At 47.4% G+C, this 20,738-nt stretch carries 20 protein-coding genes and 1 pseudogene; 9 read left to right on the forward strand and 12 right to left on the reverse strand.

All coding sequences use genetic code 11. The annotated features are described in order from the left end of the window. The first annotated feature begins 168 nt into the window (after positions 1-168). From ACFSUC_RS04415 to ACFSUC_RS04425, 3 genes are all read left to right on the forward strand, one after another. Positions 169-777, forward strand: a complete 609-nt coding sequence (locus ACFSUC_RS04415) for a TVP38/TMEM64 family protein (RefSeq protein ID WP_379928278.1) — start codon at positions 169-171, stop codon at positions 775-777. Between the two features lie 179 nt (positions 778-956). Beyond that, the gene (locus ACFSUC_RS04420) at positions 957-1,958 is read left to right on the forward strand and encodes a M23 family metallopeptidase (protein ID WP_379928279.1); all 1,002 of its coding nucleotides are present in this window, start codon (positions 957-959) and stop codon (positions 1,956-1,958) included. A gap of 47 nt (positions 1,959-2,005) precedes the next feature. After that, entirely contained in the window at positions 2,006-2,446 is a 441-nt protein-coding gene (locus ACFSUC_RS04425) for a bactofilin family protein (protein ID WP_379928280.1), read from the forward strand. Between the two features lie 81 nt (positions 2,447-2,527). On the opposite strand, the gene ACFSUC_RS04430 is transcribed toward ACFSUC_RS04425, so the two are convergent. Next, positions 2,528-3,178 (reverse strand): GDSL-type esterase/lipase family protein, encoded by a 651-nt coding sequence (locus ACFSUC_RS04430; protein WP_379928281.1) that lies wholly within the window; start codon positions 3,176-3,178, stop codon positions 2,528-2,530. Positions 3,179-3,352: 174 nt separating this feature from the next. Beyond that, a complete protein-coding gene (locus tag ACFSUC_RS04435; RefSeq protein ID WP_379928282.1) occupies positions 3,353-4,858 on the reverse strand; it encodes an FGGY-family carbohydrate kinase in 1,506 nt (501 codons plus the stop codon). 417 nt (positions 4,859-5,275) lie between these two features. Between ACFSUC_RS04435 and ACFSUC_RS04440 the strand changes: the two genes are divergently transcribed. The 5 genes and pseudogenes from ACFSUC_RS04440 to ACFSUC_RS04460 all read left to right on the forward strand — a co-directional run bounded on the left by ACFSUC_RS04440 (position 5,276) and on the right by ACFSUC_RS04460 (position 8,749). Next, positions 5,276-5,524 (forward strand): hypothetical protein, encoded by a 249-nt coding sequence (locus ACFSUC_RS04440; RefSeq protein WP_379928283.1) that lies wholly within the window; start codon positions 5,276-5,278, stop codon positions 5,522-5,524. Between the two features lie 92 nt (positions 5,525-5,616). Further along, entirely contained in the window at positions 5,617-6,036 is a 420-nt protein-coding gene (locus ACFSUC_RS04445; protein ID WP_379928284.1) for a CBS domain-containing protein, read from the forward strand. Between the two features lie 324 nt (positions 6,037-6,360). After that, positions 6,361-8,079: a sensor histidine kinase gene (locus ACFSUC_RS04450; protein WP_379928285.1), complete on the forward strand. Its 1,719-nt coding sequence runs from the start codon at positions 6,361-6,363 to the stop codon at positions 8,077-8,079. A gap of 111 nt (positions 8,080-8,190) precedes the next feature. After that, a pseudogene (locus ACFSUC_RS04455) lies at positions 8,191-8,379 on the forward strand (2'-5' RNA ligase family protein); the annotation flags it as partial. Next, complete coding sequence (locus ACFSUC_RS04460) at positions 8,372-8,749, forward strand: 2'-5' RNA ligase family protein (RefSeq protein ID WP_379928460.1); 378 nt, start codon at positions 8,372-8,374, stop codon at positions 8,747-8,749. The pseudogene ACFSUC_RS04455 and the gene ACFSUC_RS04460, both read left to right, overlap by 8 nt. A gap of 26 nt (positions 8,750-8,775) precedes the next feature. Here ACFSUC_RS04460 and ACFSUC_RS04465 read toward each other — a convergent pair whose 3' ends face one another. Beyond that, entirely contained in the window at positions 8,776-9,720 is a 945-nt protein-coding gene (locus ACFSUC_RS04465) for a cell wall hydrolase (protein ID WP_379928461.1), read from the reverse strand. 203 nt (positions 9,721-9,923) lie between these two features. Between ACFSUC_RS04465 and glsA the strand changes: the two genes are divergently transcribed. Beyond that, a complete protein-coding gene (gene glsA, locus ACFSUC_RS04470) occupies positions 9,924-10,847 on the forward strand; it encodes a glutaminase A (protein ID WP_379928286.1) in 924 nt (307 codons plus the stop codon). Positions 10,848-10,859: 12 nt separating this feature from the next. On the opposite strand, the gene aspA is transcribed toward glsA, so the two are convergent. The 9 genes from aspA to ACFSUC_RS04515 all read right to left on the reverse strand — a co-directional run bounded on the left by aspA (position 10,860) and on the right by ACFSUC_RS04515 (position 20,492). Further along, positions 10,860-12,284, reverse strand: a complete 1,425-nt coding sequence (aspA, locus tag ACFSUC_RS04475) for an aspartate ammonia-lyase (RefSeq protein ID WP_379928287.1) — start codon at positions 12,282-12,284, stop codon at positions 10,860-10,862. A gap of 78 nt (positions 12,285-12,362) precedes the next feature. Further along, a complete protein-coding gene (locus ACFSUC_RS04480) occupies positions 12,363-13,298 on the reverse strand; it encodes a DUF4397 domain-containing protein (RefSeq protein WP_379928288.1) in 936 nt (311 codons plus the stop codon). Positions 13,299-13,482: 184 nt separating this feature from the next. Next, complete coding sequence (locus ACFSUC_RS04485; RefSeq protein ID WP_379928289.1) at positions 13,483-15,291, reverse strand: glycoside hydrolase family 13 protein; 1,809 nt, start codon at positions 15,289-15,291, stop codon at positions 13,483-13,485. 70 nt (positions 15,292-15,361) lie between these two features. Beyond that, positions 15,362-16,186 carry a sugar ABC transporter permease gene (locus tag ACFSUC_RS04490; RefSeq protein WP_379928290.1) on the reverse strand — a complete coding sequence of 275 codons (825 nt, stop codon included), beginning with the start codon at positions 16,184-16,186 and terminating at the stop codon, positions 15,362-15,364. Continuing rightward, positions 16,183-17,493 (reverse strand): carbohydrate ABC transporter permease, encoded by a 1,311-nt coding sequence (locus tag ACFSUC_RS04495; protein WP_379928291.1) that lies wholly within the window; start codon positions 17,491-17,493, stop codon positions 16,183-16,185. Before ACFSUC_RS04495 ends, ACFSUC_RS04490 begins: the two co-directional genes overlap by 4 nt. A gap of 87 nt (positions 17,494-17,580) precedes the next feature. Beyond that, positions 17,581-18,882, reverse strand: coding sequence for a sugar ABC transporter substrate-binding protein (locus tag ACFSUC_RS04500; RefSeq protein WP_379928292.1), 1,302 nt, complete (start codon positions 18,880-18,882; stop codon positions 17,581-17,583). A 296-nt stretch (positions 18,883-19,178) separates the two neighbouring features. Continuing rightward, positions 19,179-19,571 carry a hypothetical protein gene (locus tag ACFSUC_RS04505; protein ID WP_379928293.1) on the reverse strand — a complete coding sequence of 131 codons (393 nt, stop codon included), beginning with the start codon at positions 19,569-19,571 and terminating at the stop codon, positions 19,179-19,181. Next, positions 19,568-19,993: a hypothetical protein gene (locus ACFSUC_RS04510; protein WP_379928470.1), complete on the reverse strand. Its 426-nt coding sequence runs from the start codon at positions 19,991-19,993 to the stop codon at positions 19,568-19,570. The genes ACFSUC_RS04505 and ACFSUC_RS04510 overlap by 4 nt, the downstream gene beginning before the upstream one ends. Next, positions 19,944-20,492 (reverse strand): MauE/DoxX family redox-associated membrane protein, encoded by a 549-nt coding sequence (locus tag ACFSUC_RS04515; protein ID WP_379928294.1) that lies wholly within the window; start codon positions 20,490-20,492, stop codon positions 19,944-19,946. Before ACFSUC_RS04515 ends, ACFSUC_RS04510 begins: the two co-directional genes overlap by 50 nt. Positions 20,493-20,738: the final 246 nt, after the last annotated feature.

Consider the following 20,738-nt stretch of genomic DNA (forward strand, 5'->3'; position numbering starts at 1 on the left):
TTCATTAATTATGTTAAATAAATGGTATCTGTCAGATCCATTCTGTATGATCCATGATGTAACCGCAGCTTCTACTGGAAGCTGCGGTTTTTTTCACACTTCATCATGTCTTATAAATGAACAAGCATTGTGGTAGAATAGGATGGACTTCTAGAAGAAGGTGAAAACGTGAGCATCATAGAGAATGTTAAAGAAATTAGCATGGCGGACATTCAGCATTATTTGAATGAATATGAAGCACTGGGTCCGCTGCCGGGGATTGCAGCAGCTATGATCGAGGCCTTTCTGCCGATCCTGCCTCTGTTCGCCATCATCGTGGCCAATGTAAATGCCTATGGGCCAGTGGAAGGCTTTCTGCTCTCCTGGATCGGGGTCGTCCTCGGAGCCATGAGTGTGTTCGGTCTCAGCCGATGGCTCGGCAGCCGCTTCCGTCATTATATGGAACGAAAGTTGCGCAAAAGCCAGGGTCTGTTCAGGTGGATCGAGACCAGGGGCTTTACCCCCATTTTCATGCTTTCCTGTTTCCCGTTTACCCCCTCTGCACTCATCAATATTACAGCAGGCATGTCCAATCTCCCCACTCGCGTCTTTTTTATCGCCATCATGCTGGGGAAAAGCATTATGATCCTGATCATTACCCTGGTTGGCTACGATATCACCTCTTTCCTCTATCAACCCTGGAAATGGATCGTAGGTCTTGCCATCCTGTCGATACTGTGGCTGGTGGGCAAGCGACTGGAAAAGCGATTCCACCTTTCCGAAGACCATCGCCCGTAAACATTCCATCCCTCTCTGTATACCGCTATGCGCTGCATGGCAATTTGCAGGGAGGGTTTTCTTATTTTCTGTCCATCTTCCTCTCTCTTCTTGCTTGTCCCTGAGAATTTCGATTCTATCTGTCCTATTTCCCTCATACATTGAAATCGAAAGATTAGAAAACAGGCTGGTGAGTTGGAATGAGCAAACCGGAATGGCATCACAAGTTCACCTTCTTGTTTATTCCTGGTGCAAACCAGTCGACAAGAAGACTACGATTCGCTGCTTATTGGCTGTTCCTCTTCCCTCTGGTCCTGGCTGTGCTGATCCTCATGCTCTTTGTTTGGCAAATGGATGTCCATAAACGTTTTACGAGCACCATTTCGTTCCTGCGTAGTGAGATCAGCTCACAAGAAATGCAATATGCCGATCTGAAAAAAGAAAAAGACGAAACCATTCAACAGCTTGAGCATGACATGCTTCGTTTGTCTGAGCAAACCGAGCAGTTCATGGAGCAAATGGAAGCCGTGAAACAGCTTGAGGAAGAGCTTCGCAATCACGCGATGTTAAAGGGGGGCAAATCATCCGGTTTAACCATTTTGGGAGAAGAGGCTTCATCCGCCACGCATCCCGTCCAGATTCAGGCCGCCATGACCCCGCAAATGCCATCTCGCCATCTGTCCACTTCGTGGAAGGAATGGACGAACGTTCACTATGAAAGCTTGAAACAGGCGACCGAGGAAGCGAGTATGCTCACAACTTCCCTGCAGGATGCCAAGCAACAGCTGGACAATCAGCTGAAACGTCTGCAAGCCACGCCTAGCGTATGGCCCACTCGTACAAGACGCATTACCTCTACATACGGCTATCGCAAAGATCCGTTCACTGGCGTCGTACGATTTCATCAAGGACTGGATATCGACGGCGAAGCTGGAGATCCCATCTATGCGACGGCCAACGGAGTCGTGGAAGCGGCCGGATACAGTTCCAGCCAGGGCCATTACATCATCCTTTCTCACGGGTATGGGCTCCAGACGACCTACATGCATCTAAGCAGCAGGCTCGTCAAGGAGGGAGAATCCGTCCAGAAAGGAAGCACGATTGGCAAAATGGGAAGTACCGGGCGCAGCACAGGCACCCACCTCCACTATGAGGTTCATCAGTCAGGCCGCATACAGAACCCGGCCGCATACTTGCCGTAAAAAGGGACGCCGGATCTAACCGATTCAAGAAAGGGATGAAGGAACTTATGCTGCAAAGCAAAGGAAAAAAAGAAATGAAAGCCAGTCACACGGATACGTTAATCGGAGAAGGCAGCATTGTCGAGGGACAAATCAAATCACAGGCCAGCTTGCGAATTGAAGGAAAGGTGATTGGGGATATCATCTGCCAGGGAGACGTCACCATCGGTGAGAAAGGAATGGCAGAATCCAATATAATCGCCCGTAATATCATCAACGCCGGACATATCCAGGGCGCCGTCCAGACGAAAGGCAATCTGCACATCACACATACCGGAAAGCTCATTGGCAATCTGACCGCGGGCTCTCTGGTCATTGCCCAAGGCGGCATCTTCCAGGGCAACAGCCGAATGGAGCTAAAGTCCATTCAGAACATCAAGTCGGGCAGCAGCCAGGAAGAGTCCGGATCGGATCAGCGAAACATGCAGCAGGCTTCTGCCAACCGCTAGACCCTCCGTATGACAGTTACCACCAGTCTCGCATCACACCAAGGTGCAGAAGAGGATATCCCTTCCCTCTTCTGCACCTTCTTATTTGCGTGTGCGATGTGTCCTGACAATCGGAAATTGAATGGTCTCATAAACCGCATCCGCCATGACCCGATAACCGGCTTCATTCGGATGAACCCCGTCTCCGGACAGCAGATACCGCTCCCGATGCTGAAAAGCCCGATAGATGGGAGCAATTCGAATATGCCGGCTTGAAAAGCCATGCAAAATTGCATTGTACGCTTGGATATAGCGGCCCACTTCAGCCATATCGGGAGCCAGATCATACAGTTCCAGCAAAATGAGCTGATAGGAGTCTTTGCCTTTTATACTTTGAATGATTTGCAGCATTTGAGCGATATTGTGCTTAATGGTGACAAGGGCCCGATTAAGCGGCCACCTGCTTTCATTCCAGATATACGATTTCGCGGCTTCAATCAGATCATTGCCCCCGCTCGTGATGGTCAGCAGTTGAGACTCCCCGATATGTGCGCGCAAAAGCGAATTGGTCCTCAGTCCATGCAGCATATCGCTGGAAGTTGCGCCATTTACCCCGTAATCATAGATGGTAACGGTTTGTTTGATGCGATGACCGACCATACTGGCTACAATCGGTACAAACCCTCTCCCCGAAGGAGCACCGTAGCCGGCCGTGAGGGAATCCCCTATCGCCGTATAACTGACACGCTTCACTCTGTCATCACCCGCCTTTTATCCGGTTATTACCAATGTATTCACCAATCGCAGGCTTCTACACAAAAAAAGCGCGGCAATCACAAAAGAAAAGGTCACCCTTGTAAAGGGCGACCTTTTCGCAGCTCAAAGACTTCAAACCTATTAACGACTGCTATGAAAGAGATTCGTGATCTATTTCAGGGCAGCGATGTCTTGAAAAAATGTGCGCAGCGGAGTCTGGAGTTTCTTGTACCCGTGTTCGTACAATTGACGATACCGCTCATGGTGCGCGTCATTTGGCTCCACACGTTTGGCAACAGCAGACTGAACGACCCCGGCCGCAGACTGCGCATCTGCATAGATACCGGCACCGATGCCGGAAGCAAGAGCCGCACCCAGCAGGGAAGCTTCCTCAATATCGGGAACAGTCAAGGAAACCTTCAGCACATCCGATTTGACCTGCAGCCAGTGCGGATTACGTGTGCCGCCCCCCACGACCACAAGCGCATCAATCGCTTGACCGGAAATGCCCTCCGCTTCTTCCCGGATCATCTGCAGCTGATAGGCTGTGCCTTCCAGCACACCCTTCAGCCACTCCCCCTTGCCGTGTTCCTTGCGCAGTCCGATCATCGAGCCCTTCACCGTCGACTGCGGCAGAGGCGCTCCACTGCCAGTCAAATACGGGTAATAGAGCAGACCCGTTGGCTCCGGACTAACGGCAGCGAGGAGCTGCAGCAGGTGCTCATAGGTTAGTTGTTCATCAGCCAGCAAGCCGCGAAGCCATTCAACCGAACCACCCGATGAGGCATTGCCTCCCATCCAGAACATCTGTCCCCTCGCGATATGAATACCAAAGGACAGACCTGCGTCATATTCCCGTTGACCCAGTGACTTGGGTGCCATCGTACCGACCATCGTTTCCGCCGTTCCCATCGAATCATAGACGATCTCAGGGGTGACAGCCCCGACGGACAACGCGGCGGCTACATGATCATGTCCTGCAATCGTGACCGGAGTTTGCGGCGCGATCCCGAGCGACTGAATCGCAGCAGTCGTATCACCCATCTTCTCTCCGGCAGGATAAGCCGGTGGAAACAGAGCCGGATCTAGTCCGAAATGTCGAATCCACGGCTCGTCCCACTCCAGTGTGTCGATCCGAAAGGCCAGCGTACGTGCAGCCAGGGAGTAATCAGAGGCAAACTGGCCCGTCAAACGATACAGCATATAGCCAGAGGCAGAGAGCCATACGGCATTTTCCAGCGACTGAGGCTGATGTTCTTTCAGCCACAAAATCTTGGCCAGTCCGTGCTTGAATCCAATGTGCAAGCCCGACAGAGAAAATCTCTCCACCAGGTCTGTCTCCTGCTTGATCCGATCCGCCTGCGGCTGAGAACAGCTGTCAAACCAAGGCATGAAGTGGGATTTGGCTTTTCCGCTCGACCGATCAACCATGAGCCCGCTCTCAGCCATGCTCGCGATTCCAATACTCCGAATCTGCTCCGCGGGTATATCAGCCGTAATTTCCTGTAAGGCGGAGGCAATCAGTGACCAGATTTCCTCCGGATCATAATAGGCGTATCCTTGTTCATGATGATGAGTGGGGGTTTTACGGCTTGCTGTTCGAATATGGCGTCCATTCAGATCAAACAAACCGGCTTTACTGTGAGTGGTTCCGATATCGATACCGATGATGTACACGATGTATTCACTTCTTTCATGAGTAATGTCATTGGCCTGTTCCTTCCTGCAACTTTCACTGTACCAATATTTTCTGCAAAATTCTATACCGTGCACGTATAAGTTTCAGATCGTTGTCCATAATAATGGATGTCGGTGCGAAAGGAAAGGTGATGGTTCCGTTGAACGTAGCGCCAGTCGTTTTTGCCACTCATTAGATTGGATGTTTGATGTAATTGGATTCGTCTGGTTATTCTCAGACATTGATCGACACTCGGCTTTGAGGGATGAGAAAGGAAAAACAACCAACCGCATCGACAGAAAAGAACCCTGCGGGGTTCTTTTCGTTTCTTCATCGGTCTTAAAAGGCATCAAGGATAATATTTCGTCTTATAAAGTGAGAATAAACAGAGAAAAAACGTGAAAGGAGACCATTCCATGGCAGATCAACACCCTAAACAGCAAATGAACCCTATTTCGCACGAGATATGTGAAGTAGATGGCGTATATCGCAATGAATGGGGACGTGAAGAGATGGTCAAGCGAGGCGAGGCCTTTCCTTCTGACCCGCAACTGGGCACGGCAACCTGGGAGCTAGTCAGTCTGGAACCCAAGGAAAGCTTGTACGATCAGGAAGAACCTCATCGCCACAAAACGCGCTTCTCGGTAGACCGTGGAGACAAGTAGCTGATCAAAAAAGAAGAAACCTTTCACCGCTTCCTGCGTATGTATGTCTGTGAGCGCATAGACCTTACATAATTGAAGGGAAGATGATGAAAGTGAATATCGCGTTTTTTTTACTCCCAAAAAATGAATGTGTGTGCCTGACGCCAGATTCTACCATTCGCCAAGCACTGGAGAAAATGGAGTTCCATCGGTACTCGGCCGTTCCGCTATTAGATGCAGAAGGGAAGTACGTGGGAACCATTACAGAAGGTGATCTGTTGTGGGCATTGAAAAAAACGCCTGAATTAAATTTTCAAACCATAGAGCATATCCGTCTCAAGGACGTACCCCAAAAAATGCAAAATCAGCCGGTGGAGATCAACGCCCAGATTGAAGATCTGCTCACCTTGGCGATTGCGCAAAATTTTATTCCCGTCGTCGACGACCAGCAGCATTTTATCGGCATGATCAGACGAAGAGAAATTATTGAATACTGTTCTACACTCATGCAATCGTCTGCTGCTATCTCTTAGCTTGCTCTTAGCTTGATCCTAGCTGACTTAGCTTGCTCCTTGTCCGCTACTCATCAGGCATAACGAGTTCCCTAGCTTTGCCCATGCCACATCGATTTGCTGGCATCCCCTGCAGCCTGATCTGTATGCTTGACTGTAATTTACAGAGACTCGTGTAACGTTATCCCGTTGCACGGGTCTTTTTGCATGCATGCTAATCGGCTTTCTCTCCTCATCCGTCATGAGCTTGACATACTTAATTCTATTCAACTTGCATAAAAAAAAGGTATAATAAGGAAGGTGATCCGATCACCTATTCTGTCTATATTAAGGTGTTGCTGGCTTATGCGTTCCCGCTTTCTATATTTCATTGGCCTGATTATTATTCTGCTGCTCTTGGTCAATAATCTCGTCTACTATTATTCAACTAAAAGAACGCTTGAGGATCAGCTCACCGAACGGATGGAGACGGTCGCCAAGCATATACGGATGTCCATCACACATTCCCAGCTGGGAACGGATTATGTAGAGAAATTACTGGCGGAACAGCTACGAACCGCTTCTTTGGTATATAAATATGCACTTCCTGCCGATCTGGAGGAAGTCACCAATGAACAACTGAAAAAGCTACGTGACGAAATCGGTCTTGAAGCCGTCACGCTGTTCAAGCAGACGGACGACGATATCGTAGGCTATCGCTCTACAGAAGCAAATGAAATCGGACTCAGCACGAACTTCTGGGGATTCTGGTACGAGGCATTCCGGCAGTTGTACAGGGAGGAGCCGGTTACGGTCGGTCGCGGCGAAACCCTTCCTCACTTTTGGGCTGGTCCTTTCGAGGTGGCCAATTCGGACCCTGAGAAAGTGTTCAAATGGGGCTATTTCTATGATGGTACGACCAATTACATGATCGATCCGTATATCAATATGAAAAAGCTCGATGTGTTTGACCAGATGACCGGACCCACTGCGGTCATTGAATCCATGCTCCGTGAAAATACATTCATCAAGGAAATTACGGTATTCAACCATGGCAAATTTGGCAATGACAAATTAAAAAAAGCCAAAAACCAGCATGATGAGGAATGGGTTCATCATCGAGACCGACCTATTCTGTATGGTTCCTATTTGTTTAAAAACGAACAGGCGGATGTGACGTATGTCAATCGATCTATGAAACAGCAGCGTATGATCAGTGAAGTGGCGACGCTCAATGATCAGAAAGTATGGCAATCCTATATTCCGGTGAAGGACGATACCACCTCCTATGTCATCCGCATCGTAGGCGACTACCAAACCATACAGAACAATCTGAACAAACAATTTTCCATGATGGGCATTTCCATCCTGATTGCCCTTCTCATTACCATGATCGTCATCTGGATCATTATGCGCTTTATGAAGGCCACGAGAGAGGTTGCGGTCCAGTCGGCCCAGATTGCGTATATTGAACAGTTAAATGAAATGTTTACGACCATCCGTGGTCAGCGCCATGACTTTCTCAACCACGTGCAGACCATACATAGTCTCGTCAGCATGAACAAGACAGAGGCCCTGAAGCAGTACACCGCTGAGCTCATTGGCGAGATTCGGGAAGTCAATGATCTGATTCGGGTCGGACAGCCGGCTATCGCCGCGATCGTGCAGTCCAAACTGACCGTGGCAGTGACTAAAAAAATACATCTTCGTCACCAGCTCACCGATGTCGACAAGCTCAAATTCGGTGTGAAATCGGTAGATATCGTCAAAATCATCGGCAACCTTGTGGATAATGCCTTCGATGCCGTCCTCATGCTCCCAGTAGATGAGCGCATCGTCGATCTCAAGGTCAAAACGGTAGAGCGGCAGTTGATGATTCAGGTGAAGAATCCCGGGCGCTCCCTGTCTAGCGAGGAAGTGGACCGGATGTTCCTTGCCGGATACAGTACCAAAACCTCTGACAGCCATGACGGCATCGGACTGGCGGTTACGAAAGAACGGGTGCTGCATTATCGCGGTTCCATTGACGTATGGTCCCAAAATGGCACCATTATTTTCACAGTATTGATCCCGCTGGACCAATAAACAGGTATGAAAAGCAGGCTGGATGGGGCAACTTAATGCCAAGCAGAAAAAGTCGGAACGACCAGGGGAGGCTTTCGTTTGGTACATCCATCCGTCCGTGCCTTTGTCGCGTTGCCTCTGCCCCTCCAGATCAGGCAGAGGCTGAATCAGCAGGTTCAGGGACTCGCCATGCAGCCTGAGTTTCGAACCTGGACAGACAGCCGAGATTATCATATTACCTTGCAGTTCATCGGAGACCTTGCCTTAGACAAGCTCAACAAGCTCGCCAAATGGCTGGAAGATATATGCCATCATACCACCCCATTCCCCATTCTGTCTGGAGATGACACAGTGGGGAGTTTTCGGTTCCGAACGTGCTCCACGTATTTTGTACAAGGGATGTACGTCACCGCCACCCTTGCAAACCTTGCAACACACCCTTTACACCTACTGTGTGGAGCAGCAGCTCGTTCACCCCGAATCTCGTCCCTATATGCCTCATATTACCGTTGCCCGCCGATATCAGTCCGGTCACGCGAATTCCGCGTTCGATCTGTCTTCCCTCTCCACAGAAAAACAAAATGAGCCACCCTTGAAATGGGTCGCTCATTCTGTCGTCATTTATGAAAGCCGAATCGGTCATACTCCCATGTATCATCCTTGGCGCATTATGCCGTTTCACTCTATTTGACGGGTGGCCGAATCATCATAACTGTCCTATTTTGCAAATCGGTGATTGCCGATGTTGACCACAACCTCCAACGAGTTGAAGAAAGAACCACCGGACACCTTCGGATTATAAAAATACAACGCGTCCCCCGCTACATTGACCCCCAGAAGTGCTTCTCTGGCGGCTTGCAGACTCTCATCGGAGGGCTCCATTCGCTCCAGCTTACCTGTACGGGCAGGTGTGAACTGTCCGGGCGCATAAATAACGCCCTGCAAAGTAGACGGAAAACTGGAATGCGCGACCCGGTTCATGACCACATTACCCACGGCCAGCTGCCCCTCATAACTCTCATATCCCGCTTCAGCGAAAATCAGTTTGGCCAGCAAAATCAGGTTCGGATTCACAAGTTCCTCACTCATCATGGACGGGATCACCCATTTGATGGAATCCCCTGCGGCCAGTTTGCCCTCGATATGGGTATTGCGCTGTTTCAGTTTCTCTACCTCTACCTCGAGCTGCTTGCTCACAGATTGCCATGTATCGTCTTCCTTGACTTCATACAGGGGAACGAGCTGAAGGGAAATGACGTTGCCTTCCGGTTCCCAGTTGACTTGCATATGCAGCATTTCCGCTGCATGTCTCATTGAAATATACAGGCGTCCATTTGACATAAACGGCGCCGAATCGGAAATATACTTTTCATCATTCATCGTCGTCACATACCGCTTCCACTCCATAATGACCTCATCATCATAGGGAGACAATACGGTAATAGAACGTGCTTGCTGATCCCATTCAATATTTGCTTGCAGCGCATCGGCTACCTCACGTATGGGCAAGTGCCAGCGCTGATTTTTCATTAGCGGTTTGCTGTCGAACGTATACGCCTCACCGTTAATGGTCCAGCTCGGAGTGGCTGCTGCAGAAGTAGGGGGTACAGAACTGAACATCATCACGATCACGATCGCCACCAAACCTGTCCATTGCATCACATGCTTCAAAAACCATCGCTCCTCTCTTGTTTTAATTTACCATGGCAAGGTTGGAAAAGGACAGGAAAGTTTTTGAATCCGTTTCCGTAAATTTTACCATTGACTTTTCCACAGAGATAGGGGAATGTGAAGCATTTATCGCCCGATTTATAGTAAACTAAAGGCAAACAGGCCGAAATGAATGGCAGAAAGGGTAGGGATTCATGACAAATGATCATTTGCTGCTGAATTGGATGGAAGAGAGCCGTGCCCTTGTGCACAAAGGTCAAGTGGCCGATTATATCCCCGCATTGGCGCAGGCCAGCCCGGATGCGCTTGGCATCACGATTCACCCCGTGCAAGGTTCTCCCCTCACTCTGGGGGATTGTGACCAAATCTTCACGCTGCAAAGCATATCAAAAGTATTCACCCTGATCCTGGCTCTGATGGACAGAGGGGAAGAAGTCGTATTCTCCCACGTAGGCATGGAGCCAACCGGAGACAATTTCAAGTCCATTCTGAAACTGGAGCTCGTACCTCCCGGAAAACCGTTCAATCCGATGATCAATGCAGGCGCCATTACCGTGACCTCGCTAATCGGAGGTGAAACACCAGAAGAGAAATGGCATCGCATACTGGCCTTTATTCAACACCTGGCCAGCGACCCGGACATCGGCTTCAACGAAGACGTATACGAGTCTGAGAAAGCCACGGCCAACCGAAATCGCTCGCTTGGCTACTTTCTCAAGGATGTAGGCGTGCTGGAAGGAAAAGTGGAGGAACAGCTGGATGTGTATTTCAAGCATTGTGCCATTGAAATGACTTGCAAGCAGTTGGCTCGTCTGGCTGTCATCCTCGCCAATAACGGCCTTGATCCAGACACTTCCAGGCAGCTCATTCCGGCCAAATATGTGCGCATTGCCAAAACCTTTATGGTGACCTGCGGCATGTACAATGCTTCCGGCGAATTTGCCATTCGCGTTGGTATCCCGGCCAAAAGCGGCGTATCTGGCAGCATCCTGGCCCTTGTACCCGGCCGGATGGGAATTGGGATTATCGGACCCTCCCTGGATGAGAAAGGAAACAGCATTGCCGGCATGCACATGCTGGAACGGATGAGTGAGGCCTGGGAGTTCAGTATGTTCTAAGTCGTGCATGCTCTACTGATTATGTAGAAACTGAATCCCTGCGATGCCGGGCGACGTCATCTGGTAAGGATCGAGAATCACGGTTAGCTCCTCTTCCGTCAACAGCTGCCGTTCCAGAATAATCTCTTTGACCGTCGCCCCGGTTTTCAGAGCTTCCTTCACAATCTGAGCTGCCGTTTCATAGCCGAGATGTGGATTCAGTGCCGTGATCACGCCAAAGCTTTGACTGACGTACTGCTTGCACTGCTCCATATTCGCCTCCAGCCCTTCCATGGCGTATTTCTCCAGTACGCACAATCCATTGTTCAGGATATCCAGAGACTGCAACAAATTAAAGGAAATGACCGGCACCATTACATTGAGCTCAAACTGCCCGGCTTCACTGGCCATACATATCGTATGATCATTGCCCATCACCTGAAAGGCTATCTGGTTCATCACCTCCAGCATGACCGGATTTACTTTGCCTGGCATGATCGAAGACCCCGGCTGTCTGGGCGGCAGAAAAATCTCCGACAAGCCTGCTCTGGGACCAGAAGCCATCAGCCTGAGATCATTGCACATTTTGGACAGATTAACCGCAGTCACCTTCAGCGCAGCTGACAGCTCTACATAGGCATCCGTATTTTGCGTGGCATCAACCAGATCGCCGGCATGCTTGAGCGGCAGGCCGCATAACTGCTGCAAATAACCTGTCACCTTCTCCATGTATGCCGTACCGGCATTCAAACCCGTGCCAACTGCAGTTGCCCCCATATTGATGGTCAGCAAATGCCGGCAAGCCTGATCAACCCGCTCTATGTTGCGGCTCATGAATCCGGCGTACGCAGCGAATTCCTGTCCGAGACGAATCGGCACGGCGTCCTGCAGGTGGGTTCTGCCCATCTTGATGACCGAATCAAACTGCCTGGACTTCTTGAGCAGGGTCATATGAAAGGATCTCATCGTTTGCAGGAGCCGCTGGGTGAGCTGGTACGCCGCAATTCTCAGCGCTGTCGGAATCGTATCATTCGTAGACTGGGACATATTGACATGGTTGTTCGGATTGCAATGAAAGTATTCTCCCTTTTGGTGTCCCATCCATTCCAGTGCACGGTTGGCCAGCACCTCATTCATATTCATATTGATGGATGTCCCTGCCCCGCCCTGAATGGAATCTACGATAAATGCCTCTATCCATTTTCCGGCCATCACTTCATCGGCCGCTTTGACAATGGCCTCCCCAATTTCTTTTTTCAGAAGCTGAATGTCCATATTGGCCAGCGCTGCTGCCTTTTTTACCTTCGCCAGCGACACAATCAGCTGCCGATGAATCGGCACACCCATAATCGGGAAATTCTCCACTGCTCGTAACGTCTGCACCCCGTAATATGAACCTGCCTCTACCTGTTTCTCTCCCAAGAAATCATGCTCTTTTCGGTAGCCTTGCATCCTCATCCCTCCGTCGACCGATGGTAGAACCATCCTTTTCTTCTAGGGTGCCCGATCCAGGGAGGAAATACCTATGTGTGCTGTCTACCCATACAGCAAAATGGCGTCCAGAGCCGGCTTGCCCTTGAGTAGGCCAACGGCGACGATGGTGTATCCCTTTGCCTCCAGGTTGACCTGTGGCACATCCAGCACCGACTGCTGGGTACCCGCTGCTCTCACTTCAAAATCATACCGGTTTGGCTGCAACGGGGCATACGCACTGCTGCCGCCAAAGGAAATATTCGAAAATACAACATTCCCTTTTTTCAGGGCCACATCTACCGCAGGTGCATCAGGTGCTAAATGGATAAACCGCAATTTGCTCAGTCCAGGCGCTACAAACGGCTCATCCAGATAGGCGATGAGCTTCAAATCAGCCAGCTTGTTTGCGGCTGCTACCGTATACGTATTTCCTGGTGATACCTGAACCTGCTGGCTCAAAACCGGCTTTTGCTTTTCCCCTGCCGGAAACACCTCGACCTGGTAATCTCCCGGCGGTACCGGCATATAATCCGTCACCTGCTTGTATTTCAGACCCGAGGCCACTTTCTTGCCGTTCGCATAGACATCGACTGCCGGCGCATCCGGCGAGGCATGCAAGACTCTGATGCGAGCCATCTCCATGCGGTTGACCATGTGCGGAGACATCTGCATGCCATGCATCGGATGGATTGGCATGTTTCCGTAAGGCATGTTCATAGCGGGCATCGGCGGCATCAGATTGGCGCCTTGGGCAGCGCCTGGTGCGTTTGGTGCATTTGGTGCATATGGTCCCTGCTGATAGGGCTGAATGGCAGCAGGAGATGGATTGTTCTGCTCATAGGGGTCTCCATAATGCTTGACATAAGCCGCCAGCATCTCTACACAGTGCAAGTATTTCTTGTAGTAATGAATATGCATCTCCGGATTGGTATACGTATAGTAATCAGCCAGAATCCCGTACATACTGGACTTTTGCAGCATAATTCTCCAATCTTCCATTGGGAACCTCCTCATTCGCTCGAAATGTTCTCACTGTCATAACCATATGCGAGGGAAAGGTTCAACATGCGTAAAAAAAGACCCCGTCTTGTGACACCTGCGTACAAGGTCACAACGGGATCTGATCTTACATGTCTACGATGAGTGGACGCTTCGATCTCAGCCGTCCACTTGGAATAAATGATTAATGCTTATTCGAGTTATAAACATAGATTCGTCCTGAATACGGCGGGAGAACAACCGATTTTAATACTTCTGAAGCCTTGCCTGACTGTCTGCTGAAGGCATCTACTACCTGTTCCTCCGCACCCATGCCATGGAATGGATTGGACGGATACAGCTTCACTTCATTCGCAGAGCTGTTGATGATCACTGCAGCCTGCTCACCCTCGCAAAAACGCCGGAAGGCAATCACCTGATTGGCTTCGTCCGTAAACCAGTCCCGATACGCCCCCCTGCGCAAGGAAACAAACTGCTGTCTGGCTGACAGAAGCTGCTTGTATAGCGCGAGCATCTCCGCGTCCTGTCGCTCTTCCTTCCATATCATCGGTCTTCTGCAGTCGGGATCGGTTTCCCCTTCCATACCGACTTCATCCCCGTAATAAATCATGGGAACCCCCGGAGAGGTAAGCTGGAAAAATACCGCTGATCTCATTCGGCCTTTTGCCGTCTGTTCACTTTCCCATCCCTTCCCGTACTTTTTGCAGGAAGTAAGGAAGCGTTCCGTATCATGACTGTCCAGCAGCTGAAGCATCCCGGCATAGGCCTGATCCGTATACATCATTCGAATATGATTGAGACGACGCACGAAGGCAGACGCACCAATCTGCTGCTTGGCAAAGAACTCCAGCATAATCTCCCGATACAAATAGTTCATGACACCGTCAAACTGATCTCCCCGCAGCCATGGCCCGGCCGCATGCATCACTTCTCCAATGATCGCCACCTGATCATCCAGCTGATTGATCTCCCTGCGGAACAGCTTCCACAGCTCAGGGTCCACCTCATTGGCTACATCGAGACGCCAGGCGTCGATGCCGGCTTCCTCAATCCAGTAGCGGCCGACTTTGACGAAAAATTCCTGAACAGCCGGATGACTCGTATTTACCTTCGGCATATTGGGAACATTCTGCGCGAAGGTCTCGTACGATACGCCACTTTCTTCTGAGTGCGTGCCCGTCGGCTCCGCAAAGAAATACCAGTCTCGATAAGGAGAGTGTACGGGGTCCTTTTTCGCCTCCTGGAAGTACCGCATGCCATCTCCGGTATGGTTGAAGACCGCATCCAGCATCACCCGGATACCCGCTTCATGCGCTTTCTCAATCATTTGCTTCAAGTCTTCCATCTCGCCGAATTGCTCATCGATCTTGAAATAGTCTGTTGTATCGTATTTGTGATTGGTAGGCGATTCGAAGATCGGGGTCATGTAGATCGTATTGATGCCCAGCTCTTTCAGATAGTCCATCTTCTTGGTAATGCCTTGCAGATCTCCCCCGTACATGGAATCCCGTTCCGGAATTTCCTGTTCCCACTTGCACAGCGGCTGTGGGTCATTGCCGGTATTTCCGTTATAGAAGCGATCGGGAAAAATCTGATAGACCACGGCATCCTCCAGCCATGCAGGGACATGATGCAGATTGCCTTCCGTAATATAGGCATACTGGAAGGTTCCAGCCTCATCAATGCAATAAGACGCCCCCATCTCGCCATACCAAATGTGCTCTTCCTCGAAGGTTGTGAGAACAAAGGAATAGCGAACCCGCTTGGATGGAGCCCGTACGATGCCTTCGAAGTAATCGAAATGGGACGTCGTTGCGATCTTCTCCAGCTCCAGCGCCTCTTCCTTCCCAGGCGAGGTATAGCGATCTGTATACAGAACCGTACAGGTCTTGATCTGGTTTTTTTGCGCACGAAGACGCAGCTTCAGTTGATGCTCATTGAGCGGGAATGCGAAGGGTGGTTCAGATACATGTAATATCGTTGATAACAGCATGATTTAATCTCCTTTTGCCTGTTGTTACTTCCTTTCCTATGACCGAATGAATGGATGGCAATCTGTTTATTTAACCTTTGTTCGCTCCAGCCGTCAGTCCTTCGACAAGGAATCGTTGCAACCAGAAGAAAATGACGATAATCGGAATCGCAAGCAGTACAGCTCCAGCTGCAAACATGGTAAATTCCGTAGAATTGCGCTGGTTGACCATGTCATACAGTCCGACAGCCAGTGTAATCTTGTCCTGCGACACCAGAATCAGCTTGGCGAAGATAAAATCCACCCATGCTCCCGTAAAAATCATGAGACTGATATAGGTTAGCATCGGCTTGGACAGCGGCAGGATGATCTTCATGAAAACGGTCATGTGGTCCGCTCCGTCCATCCGTGCCGCTTCCTCCAGACTCCGGGGAATGGTATCAAAAAAGCCTTTGGCCACGAAGAAATTCATCGTCAGTGCCCCTGCACTATAGACCATCACCAGTGCCCAGTGATTGTCCAGCATTTTGATCTGGGACAACAGAATGAAAATCGAGATCATGGCCATGAATCCGGGAAACATGTTCAAGATCAGCAGGCCCATCATCGTTTGCTTGCGGCCTTTGAACCGGAAGCGGGAAATGGCATACGAGCCCAGCATGGTGATAAACGTCCCCAGGATCGTGGAGAATACGGCAATTTTCAGCGTATTCATAAACCAGATTGGATATTTGTGAATGTTGCTGTTGAACAGATCCTGGTAATGTTCCAGGGTAAAGGCTCTCGGGATAAAGGTCTCACTGTACAGACTGTCTCCCACTTTAAGCGAAGACATGACAATCCACAGAGCCGGATAGGCAGCCGCTATGACCAGCAAGGTCAGAATTGCATAGGTGCTGAATAATCTTAGATTCATTGGATCATATCATCCTCTCGGTACGAGCGGGTTTTACGGAAGTTGTAAATGGACAAGCCCGCAATGATGATGAAGATAATAATGCCGATGACCGAGGCGAAGTTATATTGTCGGTTCGTCAACGTTAATTTATAGAGCCAGGTGACGAGCAAGTCGGTAGCGCCGGCATATTGATATTCGGATACGACGGGATTTCCGTTCGTTAACAAGAATATGACATTGAAGTTGTTGATATTGGCTGCAAACTGCATAATGAGAATCGGCGCGATAGAGAACATGATCATCGGCATCGTAATGCGGGCAAACATCTGTACTTTGCTTGCTCCGTCTACTTCAGCCGCTTCATACAAATCTTTCGGAATCGTGGTAAGAATACCGGTAACCAGAATCATGATGACTGGAATTCCGAGCCACATGTTCACCATTAGAACCGTTACTTTAGCCCAAAAAGGATCCAGCAGCCACGGCAGCCCGTCCAGTCCAAAGTATCTTAAGTACTGATTAATCGGACCAAACTCCGTATTGAGCAGGTTTCGAAAAACGAGCAGTGAAACCAGGTTCGGAATGGCAAATGGAATGATCAGCATCGTACGCCAAAACTTCTTTAGTTTGACGTCTTTCTGATTAATAAGTACCGCCACCAAGATTCCGCCCATAAAGGTCGTGAATGTCGACAGCACGGCCCAGATCATCGTCCAGACAAACACACCGTAGAACGTCCGGCTCCATGTTTTCAGTGTCACCAGATCCGCAAAGTTTTCGAACCCGACCCAGTCAATCAGATTGGCTGGAGGAAGAACCGGTGCGGCATAATTCGTAAACGCAATCAAAATACTGAAAATAATCGGCAAAACATTCAAAAACAAGACAAAAACAAAGGGAATGGCCAGGATCATATACGGAAACTGGTCTTCCTTCCATCTCCGAAGCATGGCCGGAAAGCTCTCCACAGGCTCACCCTGATCCCGTGTTCCTCCCGTAAATCTCGCATCGCGAACGTTCAGTATATAAACGAGGAATAATAGCAGCATCAGCAGCAGGGCAATCAGGCCTTTAACCATAAAGAAAATAGAGTGGTCTCCGTCCACCACTTGGAAGATGCCGTCTACTTCTACCATTCCTCGTGGCTGATCCCCTAATGTAATAAGTCCTGTCAACTTCTCAATCCCGTAGAACAGTGACAAGAGTAAACCGGTGACACCGATCGACAGCAACAGAATGCCTTTCGTCCATTGTCGGTTGTACAATTGACCGAGTCCCATGAAGAGGAAAGAGAGAACCGTTGCTTTCTGTTTGTGTGTCTGCATGTATATCTGCGGTCTCCTTTCTTAGAAAATCATAGAATCATCAGCCTGCCAGAGGCCGATGATTCTATGAGATTGAAGCTTCAGCTATTACTGAATTTTTTCTTTCAAGGTTTTCACCGCATTGTTCAATGATTGTTCCACATCTGCTCCATCATCCCATACTGCAGTGAACGCACCTTGCAAAGGTTCCCATACACTATTCATTTCCGGAACAGAAGGCATCGGAACAGAATGTTTAAACTGCTCAATATAACCACTTAAAATTTCATCTTCTTTAATTTTTGGATCTTCACTCGCCTCGGTATTTGCAGGTAAGATTCCTGTCATTTCGAAATTAAGCAGTGCATTTTCTTTGTTCGTAGCAAAAGAAGCAAATAATTTTGATGCATTTGGATATTCTGTATAAGAGTTTACATAGTAAGAACGTACACCAGACAATGTCACCGGTTCTTTACCATTTGGCAATTTTGGAAGCGGCATAACACCGAAGTTTACTTTCCCTTTATGTGATCCGACTGCCCATGGACCATCAATATTAAATGCAAGTTTGTTCTCCTGGAATAGTTGATTTTTCACATCACTTGTAATGTCATCCACATTTACTGGCAGGATTTTGCTTAGTTCCTGATAGTACTTAATCCCTTCAACCGATCCAGCGTTATCCAGTCCGATATCGTTAATATCTGTTCCATTGTTTCCAAAGATATATCCTCCATAAGGTGCCATAAACATGTGATTATAATAAAGAGATTTAGCTTCCCACATCAATCCATATTTTCTGGCATCCTTATCGGTAAATTCTTCTGCAAAGGCAGCTAACTCTTCAAAAGTTTCAGGCAATTCTGTCACTAAATCCTTGTTATACAACAAAGCATATGTCTCAATTGATTTTGGATATCCATACAGTCTATCCTCGAAGGAAGAAGCGAGAATAGCTGCTTCAGCGTTGCTAGCTATGGTTTCTTCGGCAAATACATCGTTTGGTAATATGAGACCAGAAGATGCAGCAATACCTAACTTGTCATGCGGGAACATGACAACATCAGCTCCTAACAATGCAGGGCCTCGGTTTGCAAGTTCATTCGCCTGATCAGGAGCAGGTACGCCTTCTACGGTAACAGGCACTCCATACTTTTCTTCAAATGCTTGTGCAACAGCTTTCGTATATTCAATTTCAGCCGGGTCATCCCAGACAAGCAGCTTGGCGCCTTCTTCAGGTGCCAGTGCAGGGGCTTCCGCGTTTTCCCCAGTATTTCCGTTGTTTGAATTGTTCGGAGTATTTGAACTGCCTCCATTTTCAGGTTTCGATGCGTTGTTGTTACTAGCACAAGCAGCCATCGAAAATACCATAACCATTGCAATAATCAAAACCATACTTTTTTTCAACATACTATTTCCCCCTGTTTAAAAATTCTAATAATTTTGAAAATAATTGCTTTACTTTGTGACACATCAATATCTTCGCTTAAGCAACTGTTAAATTCCACACTCATCCCCTTTCAAGATTCACTTTGATATCGCTTACATATCAAGTAAAATCTAACCACTTCCTCTAAAAGATTTAGGATGATCGGTTTCCTGTATACAGAAATAACTTTCATAGGAAACCGGTTTCATTGACATAACTTTATCACAATAATCTTCACTATTCAATAGTATATTTTCTTTTTTTTCTCATATACTTTTTACTCAATTGTTTTTCGTAATACATATACAGGATACTCAGTCATTAAACCAGAAGAGCCATAAAGCTCAATACGATAATTTCCTTCTACTGTAACTAGCATTTTCACTTCCAATGAACAGTCCATACCAGCATTCATTTTAGCTGTTCGATAGTTCTCTAACGGTGGTAATTCTTTTTGAAAAACAACATCATTATGAGGATCAAGGACTATCAAAAAAGCTTGATCAGTTCCTTCTTCAAACCACATCTTCACTAATATATGCACAGTGTAAACCGAAGGACACATCTCCACTTGCAAATCATTTCTAACATCTATAATCTGGTGTCTTTTTCTTTCTTCATCAAATATAACCACATCACCGACAATAAGCTGAGCATCTTTAATTTTCATTTAACTACCCCTTTAAGTGAATGAAGATAAGGAATTACTTGTCTATATATTCGAAGTTTCCCATGATCAAGCCTTACAATTTGATTATGAAGTATCATAAATTTATCCCAGTATCCCTTTTCACTTATAGAAATGAGTTCACATTTCAAATTTTGATTTTTCTTTATTTGAATTAACCATTCAGGTGCATATAGTATAATGACAAGATCCATCTCAAGCATTTGGTCAAGATAAGAAAAAAGCGAGCCTCCATAATCTACAAATATCACATGAATATGATTACATTCTTGTATAGAACGTGATTTAATCTCGTCGAGTAAGGTTGATATATATCTAATTTTCTTTTTCTTTATTTTTATTAAACCCATCACACTAATTATATTGATGAGGATGACCAGGATAAGTAATATTTCTATTAGCATTTTTCGAACTCCTTAATTTCTTCCATTCCGTTAAATTTTCAATGCACGCAACTAAGAAACTTAAACTTAATAACTTTATTACTCCTGTAATTTGACTTATCTCATACACAGGCATCTGAAATCTCACTAAGAGGATTGATATAATTAACACATTTCTAAATATTCCATGTTTATTTAACCAATGTATTTCACCAAAACAAGCACATATATTATTATTCAACTTATCCTTTTTCGCTCTCCACAATATTATTGTAAAAAAACATACAACTACCACTCCAAAAAACACCACGACCTTTATCATCATTTGAAATACAAATCCTATTAGTAATGCTCCTTCTGCACCTATGACAAGTACTGTGATGAAGTTGCAGTACTGATGAGGAATGATTCCATAAGAACGAATATGCATAGAAAAATCTTTTGGATTTAGACACTTAGCGAATAGACTAACTCCAAATATAAGAGCCAATACAAAATCAATCACGTAGACATATATCATTGTGATTGGATTGTATTCAAATGTTCATATAATTGCTCATGCGTATCCAAACTTTTGTTTAGTACTACCCGATTTTCTTCATCCATTACATATAAATACGGAGTTTCAAATACATGAAACTCATTAACCAGTTGATCCAATGTAATCATGACAACCGGGAACTCAAACTTGAAATAGTTAACGAGGTGGTTTATTTCGCTTTGATTCGCAACAATATAAACGGTGATCGGTACTTTTGTAACTTTA

Source organism: Marinicrinis sediminis (genome assembly GCF_042685085.1).
Classification (GTDB): Bacteria; Bacillota; Bacilli; order Paenibacillales; family KCTC-33676; genus Marinicrinis; species Marinicrinis sediminis.